General features: G+C 58.5%; 7 protein-coding genes and 1 pseudogene. 5 read left to right on the forward strand and 3 right to left on the reverse strand.

Annotated features, from left to right (window positions below; translation table 11 throughout):
* Positions 1–138 precede the first annotated feature (138 nt).
* Complete coding sequence (locus tag ACIOWA_RS26590; RefSeq protein WP_401162737.1) at positions 139–864, reverse strand: 4'-phosphopantetheinyl transferase; 726 nt, start codon at positions 862–864, stop codon at positions 139–141.
* Between the two features lie 94 nt (positions 865–958).
* Positions 959–1,750 (reverse strand): dienelactone hydrolase family protein, encoded by a 792-nt coding sequence (locus ACIOWA_RS26595; protein ID WP_401162740.1) that lies wholly within the window; start codon positions 1,748–1,750, stop codon positions 959–961.
* Between the two features lie 142 nt (positions 1,751–1,892).
* Here ACIOWA_RS26595 and ACIOWA_RS26600 point away from each other — a divergent pair, with 142 nt between their 5' ends.
* The 4 genes from ACIOWA_RS26600 (at position 1,893) to ACIOWA_RS26615 (ending at position 6,989) form a co-directional block, all read left to right on the forward strand.
* Positions 1,893–2,498, forward strand: a complete 606-nt coding sequence (locus ACIOWA_RS26600; protein WP_339430851.1) for a hypothetical protein — start codon at positions 1,893–1,895, stop codon at positions 2,496–2,498.
* A gap of 148 nt (positions 2,499–2,646) precedes the next feature.
* Positions 2,647–3,324 (forward strand): response regulator transcription factor, encoded by a 678-nt coding sequence (locus ACIOWA_RS26605; RefSeq protein ID WP_339430850.1) that lies wholly within the window; start codon positions 2,647–2,649, stop codon positions 3,322–3,324.
* Positions 3,321–4,667 (forward strand): ATP-binding protein, encoded by a 1,347-nt coding sequence (locus ACIOWA_RS26610; RefSeq protein ID WP_339464072.1) that lies wholly within the window; start codon positions 3,321–3,323, stop codon positions 4,665–4,667. The genes ACIOWA_RS26605 and ACIOWA_RS26610 overlap by 4 nt, the downstream gene beginning before the upstream one ends.
* Before the next feature lie 261 nt (positions 4,668–4,928).
* Positions 4,929–6,989, forward strand: coding sequence for a YncE family protein (locus ACIOWA_RS26615; RefSeq protein WP_401162743.1), 2,061 nt, complete (start codon positions 4,929–4,931; stop codon positions 6,987–6,989).
* A gap of 54 nt (positions 6,990–7,043) precedes the next feature.
* On the opposite strand, the pseudogene ACIOWA_RS26620 reads toward ACIOWA_RS26615, so the two are convergent.
* Positions 7,044–7,187, reverse strand: a pseudogene (locus tag ACIOWA_RS26620) (helix-turn-helix domain-containing protein); the annotation flags it as partial.
* 48 nt (positions 7,188–7,235) lie between these two features.
* On the opposite strand from ACIOWA_RS26620, the gene ACIOWA_RS26625 reads away from it, so the two are divergent.
* Complete coding sequence (locus ACIOWA_RS26625) at positions 7,236–7,532, forward strand: ATP-binding protein (RefSeq protein ID WP_401162745.1); 297 nt, start codon at positions 7,236–7,238, stop codon at positions 7,530–7,532.
* The last annotated feature ends 157 nt before the right edge of the window (positions 7,533–7,689 follow it).

Consider the following 7,689-nt stretch of genomic DNA (forward strand, 5'->3'; position numbering starts at 1 on the left):
ACTGAGGTTTGGCCTCCGAGGCCGGTTTCTTTTTGGTCGGCATACATGCTCCTTTTCAACATGTTATGCCCGAACACAAAATTTCTGACAGTCTCTCTTTGCCAGCGATGTGGTCTCCCTGAAAGCCCATAAAGATCTTCAGGCTTTGATACTGACCAGACTCAACAATTGCCCATCCTGCACCCCGAACTGCGCATCCAGTTCAGTCCCGTTGCGCCATTCGCCGGACAGGTCCGTCAACAGGCGCAAACGTACCTGACCCTGTTCAGTCCATTCCAGGACTTCGGCATGCTCGAAGTAAAAGCGTTTTTGCACGATCGGGTACAGCGCTTTGAACAGGCTCTCTTTCACCGAGAATGTCAGCGTGACCAGCAACGCCAATTGATCCCGCGCGCCAGCGGCCATGCGCTGCATTTCCGCCGGAGTGAGGATTTCTCCGGCCAGACGCTCGGCGCGCTCGATGTTGAGCAGGTTTTCCAGATCCATACCCAAGCCGCGCCAATGTTGCTTATTGGCGACAATCGCTGCCGCACGGCCGGTGCTGTGGGTGATCGAGCCGCTGATGTGCGCCGGCCACACGGGGGCCCGGTCTTCGCCAATTGCTGGAACCATGCCACTCCCTTGCAACTGTTGCAGCGCCGCCCGCGCGCAGAGGCGTCCGGCGAGAAACTCGGCCTGACGCTTGGCCACCGAACGCTGAATACTTGGCGGTGGATCGATGGCGCTGCGTTGAAAGTCATCGCCGAGCAGTTGCGACGGATCGAAATGAGTGCTGAGCAGCACCGTGTCGGGCAACGCCGTCGGCAAGGGCCAGTGGGCGTCGAGCGGGGTGCAGCAAGCGGGGAGGGTTGGGGTGAGATTCATGGCGGGCATTTTGCCGGTTAGCCGAGGCAAGGTCGAGATCAATGGTGTGGCCTTCGCGAGCAAGCGTGAAGGCCACACCACGCTCAACGCTGGCTTAACCAAAGATCTTCTGGAAGAACGCTTTCATGTCCGCCCAGGATTTTTCATCCGCAGCCTTGTTGTAACCAATGTCCGGCCCTGCGTGTTCGCCATGACTCAAGCGATCGGCATCCGGATTGGTAAAACCATGCTTGGCGCCCTCCAGACTGACGAACCTGTAGTCAGCCCCCGCCTTGTCCATTTCCGACTTGAACGCGGTGACGTTGTCCGGCGTGACCATGCTGTCCAGCGCACCATGCTCCACCAGAATTTTCGCCTTCACGCTGCCGGGCGTGGCCGGCGTCTTGGTTGCCAGCGCGCCATGGAAACTCACCACACCCGCCAGCGGTACACCTTGGCGCGCCGCGTTCAACACGACGCCACCGCCGAAGCAATAGCCGATGGCTGCGAGTTTGCTCACGTCGGTCTGGGGCTGTTTTTTCAACAAGTCCAAACCGGCAGTGAAGCGTTTACTGGCGGCGTCGGCGTCCTGGGTCGCTGCCTGCATGAACGCCATCGCATCTTTCGGGTGCTCGGTATTTTTCCCTTCGCCGTACATATCAATCGCCAGCGCGCTGTAGCCGAGCTCAGCCAGGTCGCGTGCGCGGCGCTTGGCGTAATCGTTCAAGCCCCACCATTCATGCACCACGACAATGCCGGGACGGGCGCCTTTGATCGCGTCGTCGTAGGCGTAGTAACCCATCAGCTTGCTGCCGTCGGCGCTTTGGTAGGGGATTTCTTCGGTCTTGATCGCCGCGTGGGTGAGGCAGCTTGCGGCCAGCAGGGTGAGGGCGAGGAACAGGCGCATGGTCGGTCTCCATATCGAAAAGTGGTCAGAGCAGCCTAGTCGATTTGGTTCAGGTCAGGTTCAGAGAGTGTTCAGGGGCGGTACAGGACAGGGGCAGTAACCTTGCGCCATACCCAAACAGCACTGTGAAAGAGGAAATACCATGACTCGTTTAAACAAACTGCTGCTGGCATTTACCGTAATGAGCGCCAGTATCGCGGCCCATGCCGACACGACTTCGAACTTCGCCGGCCTGACCTTCGGCCAGACCAGCGACAAGATCAAAAAATCCCATGCCCTGAACGACAACCTCGATCACCCTGACGCCACTGGCGCGATCGACGGCAACAATACCTACGGCGTACGCCTCGGTCAGCAAAACAGTCAGGGTCGCTACTACGCCACCTACGACAATGTGTCGGGTTCGCACAATGGCATTAAACTGCGTCAGGAAAACCTGCTGGGTAGCTACGATCTGTTCTATCCGGTGGGCAACACCACCAAATTGTTCGGCGGTGCGACGGCCGGTTTGACCAAGCTGACTCAGGAATCGCCAGGCTACAGTCGCGACAGTGACATCGGTTATGCGGTCGGCGGCCAGTTCGGTGTTTTGCAGCAAGTGTCGCAAAACACTTCGGTAGAACTCGGTTACCGTTACCTGCGTAGCAACGCCAGCACCGAGATGAGCGAGCGCGGCGGCAGCAAACAGGGTTCGCTGGGCTTGACCAGCAGCGCCCAGACGTACCTGTCGGCCAACTACTCTTTCTGATAGAGCAGTCAGCCTGAATGTGGGAGCGGGCTTGCTCGCGAAAGCGGTGGATCAGTCAATGAAGATGTCGACTGGTACATCGCCTTCGCGAGCAAGCCCGCTCCCACAGGTGTGTTGTTGGAGATTTTGATTTACCCAGGAGAGCGATATGAAACTGTTGGTCGTCGAGGATGAAGCGCTGTTGCGTCATCACCTGCAAACCCGTCTGACGGAGAGCGGTCACGTGGTCGAGTCCGTGGCCAATGCCGAAGAGGCGCTGTACCAGACCGGGCAGTTCAATTTTGACCTGGCGGTGATCGACCTCGGTCTGCCGGGCATGGGCGGCCTCGACCTGATCCGCCAGTTGCGCTCAGGCGCCAAGACCTTCCCGATCCTGATCCTCACCGCGCGCGGTAACTGGCAGGACAAGGTCGAAGGCCTGGCCGCCGGTGCTGACGACTACGTGGTCAAACCGTTCCAGTTCGAAGAACTCGACGCGCGCCTGAATGCCTTGTTGCGACGCTCCAGCGGTTTCACGCAATCGACCATCGTCGCCGGCCCGTTGCTGCTTGATCTCAATCGCAAACAGGCCACCCTCGACGAGCAACCGCTGGCGCTGACCGCCTACGAATACCGCATCCTCGAATACCTGATGCGGCACCACCAGCAAGTGGTGCCCAAGGACCGCTTGATGGAACAGCTCTATCCGGACGATGACGAGCGCGATCCGAACGTGATCGAAGTGCTGGTCGGCCGCCTGCGCCGCAAGCTCGAAGGTCCGGCCGGGTTCAAGCCAATCGACACCGTGCGTGGTCTCGGCTACCTGTTCAATGAGCGCTGCACTTGATTCGTTCCCTTCGCGTTCGATTGATGCTCGCCGCCACCACGTTGGCGGTGTTGTTCATGCTCGCCTTGCTGCCGGCGATGCAAGGCGCGTTCAGCCTGGCGCTGCAGGATTCCATCGAGCAGCGTCTGGCGTCGGACGTCACCACGCTGATCTCCGCCGCACGCATTGAAAACGGCCGGCTGGTGATGCCTACGCAGTTGCCGGATGAGCGCTTCAACCTCACTGACCTGCGCCTGCTCGGTTACATTTATGACCGTTCAGGGCATCTGGTCTGGCGTTCGAAAGCCACCCAGGAAGAGCAGATCAACTACAAACCGCGTTATGACGGCCTCGGCAACGAGTTCGCGCGGATTCGCGAGGCCAGCGGTCAGGAGTTCTTCGTCTACGACGTGGAAGTCAAACTGCTCGGCGGCAAAAGCGCTGCGTTCAGCATCGTTGCCTTGCAACCGGTGCGCGAGTACGAAAGCACCCTTGAAGGCCTGCGCGAAAATCTTTACCTGGGTTTCGGCGCCGCCTTGCTGGTACTGCTGGCGCTGTTGTGGATCGGTCTGACCTGGGGCCTTAAAGCCTTGCGCCAACTCAGTCAGGAACTCGATGAAATCGAAGGCGGCACCCGCGAAAGCCTCACCGAACAACACCCTCGTGAACTGCTGCGACTGACCGGTTCGCTCAACCGCTTGCTGCTCAGTGAGCGCCAGCAACGCAGCCGCTATCGCGACTCTCTCGATGACCTGGCCCACAGTCTGAAAACGCCGCTGGCGGTGCTGCAAGGCGTCAGCGAGGACATGGCTCAACGTCCCGAAGAACGCGATCAGGCCTGGGTGCTGCAAAGCCAGATCGAACGCATGAGCCAACAGATCAGCTATCAACTGCAGCGCGCGAGTTTGCGCAAAAGCGGACTGGTGCGGCATCAGGTGCGCTTGCAACCGGTGCTCAAAAGCCTGTGCGACACGCTGGACAAGGTCTACCGCGACAAGCGTGTGCGGGTGGCATTCGATCTGCCTGAGCATTGTTATGTACCGATCGAGCAGGGCGCCTTGCTGGAGATGATGGGTAACTTGCTGGAAAACGCCTATCGCCTGTGCCTGGGCGAAGTGCGCATCAGCGTGCGCGAGACCCTGGCCGGGGTTGAGTTGTGCGTCGAAGATGACGGCCCGGGCGTACCGCCGGATCAGCGTGCGCGGATTCTTGAGCGTGGCGAGCGGCTGGATCGTCAGCATCCGGGGCAGGGGATTGGCTTGGCGGTGGTCAAGGACATTATCGAGAGTTACAACGCCAAGTTGATGCTGGGGGATTCGCCGATGGGCGGGGCGGCGTTCAGGATTCATTTTCCGGCGGTGTGACAGAAAGACCGCTGCCTTCGGCAGCTCCCGCCAGGTCCGGCATACGTGTAGCAGGAACTGCCGAAGGCTACGGTCTGTTGATTGTGGCGGCTGATCCCCCTCCCTTCATCCCAATTCCTGCCTGATGGGTTTCACTCTACCGCCCGTCTAAAATGCCCCTTTACCTGTCAAAGTTGACAGTATCCAGCCCACCGCATTTGGAGGTCTGATTGCTTCGTTCGCGTTGTTACCTGCGAACTCATCAATCCGGAGACGACTTCCATGAGTGTCGATCAACCAGGCGCCGGTGTATTGGCCAATTTCCCTTTGAAATTCGCCGGGGCCACACCCGGTGTTATCTTCAATCCCGCTCCGCCTGCTGGCGTACCACTGGAAGGGCTGCCGCAGTCGAGTTTCAAAGAGGTCGTCAAACGCGATGGAGTTCGCGAGGGCGCGGTGCAGGCGGTGGTCGATCCGCCGCTGGGTGGCATTTATCTGAACATTGCGCTTTACATGAAGGGCCCGGGGGATCCGCAAGCGCAACTGCTCGAACGCAGACCCGTACCTCCCGCTCAACAGAACGATCCGGTGTATTTCGACATCTATCAGTCCTTGTTTGGCGACGGTTTGCATATCTTTACCTACGAGGTGGAGCGCACCAGTGGCAAAAGCGGCCCTTCGACCGAGTCATGGGCGCTCTACCACCGTGATGTGCCTGGTGGCAACGATGTACACGGCACCGGCGATCACCCCGACCTTTCCATCAACTTGCCCGTGGAGTTGGGTGATCCGCCGCAGATCGGCAAGGACGAAGTCGACAAAGGGGTTGTGTGCACATTGTTCTATCCGTACCTGAGGGCTTACGACCGGATCACCCTGGAGCTGAATCGCGAACGGTTTTCCTACCTCGTACCCACCGGGGTTGACGACCAGCCTTACGACATCACCATTACCCGCGCCATGTTTGAACAGGCTGGCAGCAGTCCACGGTTTACGTTCTCTTACACGGTGGTCGATCAGTTGAACAACCCGACGGACAAACGGCGTTGGTCGAAAATGATTGAGGCGAATGTCGATACGGAGCGTGCCTTTCTCACGGCGCCGGATATCAGTGAAGACCCTGATGACCCGACGGATGATCCTGGCACCATCGATCTGGGCAAGGTGAAAGACTTCCTCTACGTGCTGGTTCACGTGTTCAGACCGCTCTGGGCAGAAGGCGACGTGGTCAGGGTCAGTTACCGCTGTACTCCGCAAACCGGGCCTGCGGTGACGCACAGTGTCGAGGAGTCTGTCGGGCGCTTGTCTTTCACGCACAAATTGAAGGTGCCAGCGGACAAGGTTCTGGCGGACAGCCAGGTGTCAGCGTTTTATGAGCAAGTCAGAGGGGGCGATGTGCTGGCCTCTTCGTTTACCGCCACTGCGCAAGTGTTTGGCATGGCTACAGGGCCAGTAGGAAACATCGATCTGGGGCGTACGCAAAGAGCCAATGGAATCAGCCCGGACGGGACGCGCGCGTATGTTGGGCACGTCGGTGCGATTTCAGTGATCGACACTACAATCAATCGACGGATCGAGACGATTGTCACCCCCAATACAAACTTTTTTACGGGCTTCGTCTTTACCCCCGATGGCGTAAAGATGTATGGCGCGGCGTATGGGACGAATGAAATTCTGGTCATTGATACCGCTTCGAACAGATTAATCAAACGCATCGCGGCTGGAGGGAGTCCGCATTCTATTGTCATGCGGCCGAACGGCGATCAGGTCATCTTTCATACCATCAGTCCAGCCAGCGGGGCGATCAGGGTGATCGATACGGGATCGGATCAGATTATCAACACCTTTGCTACCGGGAGCTATACCAGCGGTGGTGCGATCAGCCCGGATGGACAGCGCTTCTATTATCTCGAATTTGGAATAGGCAATCTGGTTGCGATGGACCCCGACACTGGTCGCCGGCTGGGGTCCAATGGCATGCCGAACAACAGGCTCACTGTTTACGTAACGCCGGATGGTCTGCGGCTTTATCTGCCTTCATTCAATGACACCTCCTTTGCCTTGCTGGAGGTTGAGGCCAGTACCCTGACAGTGCTGCGTACCTTGATTCACCCTTATCGAGCTGATCAATACACAGCAACGTTCAACCCCGAGGGTTCACGGCTCTACCTGTGCGGAGGGTCGTTTCGCAACAATCTGGTGCTGGATACGGCTTCGGGAACGATTGTTCGTACCTTTCAATCCGGGGTTTCATCTAACGGGGTGAGTTGTACGTCTGATGGCAAGCGCTTGTACGTCAGCAACGAGGGAAGCAGCTTCGTTACCGTGGTGGCGGCTGATTGAAAGTGTTTGCTGCACAAGGCGATTGTCCGGGAGCGGGAGCATTGAGGCTGGAACTCACTGCTCCTGCGCCCGATAAGCCCCCGGCGTCAGCCCTGTCCACTTCTTGAACGCCCGGTGAAACGCCGACGGTTCGGAAAAGTCCAACTGCTCGGCGATTTGTTGCAACGACAGATCTGCCCGCCTCAGATGATTTTTGATCTGCCGGAGCATTGTTATGTGCCGATCGAGCAGGGTGCTTTGATGGAAATGGTGGGGAATTTGCTGGAGAACGCGTATCGGCTGTGTCTGGGGGAGGTGCGTATCAGTGTGCCTGAGAGCCTGGCCGGGATTGAGTTGTGTGTTGAGGATGATGGGCCGGGGGTGCCGCCGGATCAGCGGGCGCGGATTCTTGAGCCTTGGGGAGCGGCTGGATCGGCAGCATCCGGGGCAGGGATCGGGTTGGCGGTGGTCAAGGACATTATCGAAAGCTACAACGCCAAACTCGCACTGGGCGATTCGCCGATGGGCGGGGCGGCGTTCAGGATTCATTTTCCGGCGGTTTAGGGGGGGCTGCAGTGCTGGCCCGTGCGGAAGCAAGCTCGCGCCCACATTTGAAATGCATCCCTCTGTGGGAGATTCTATGGTTCATGCCTAGCCCCTAAACCGCTTTAGGGGAGTATTCGCTCTGGTTTTTCAACAGAGCAAATACCACCCGGGCAAG

The sequence above is a fragment of the Pseudomonas sp. NPDC087614 genome, from assembly GCF_044743485.1.
Lineage (GTDB): Bacteria > Pseudomonadota > Gammaproteobacteria > Pseudomonadales > Pseudomonadaceae > Aquipseudomonas > Aquipseudomonas baetica_A.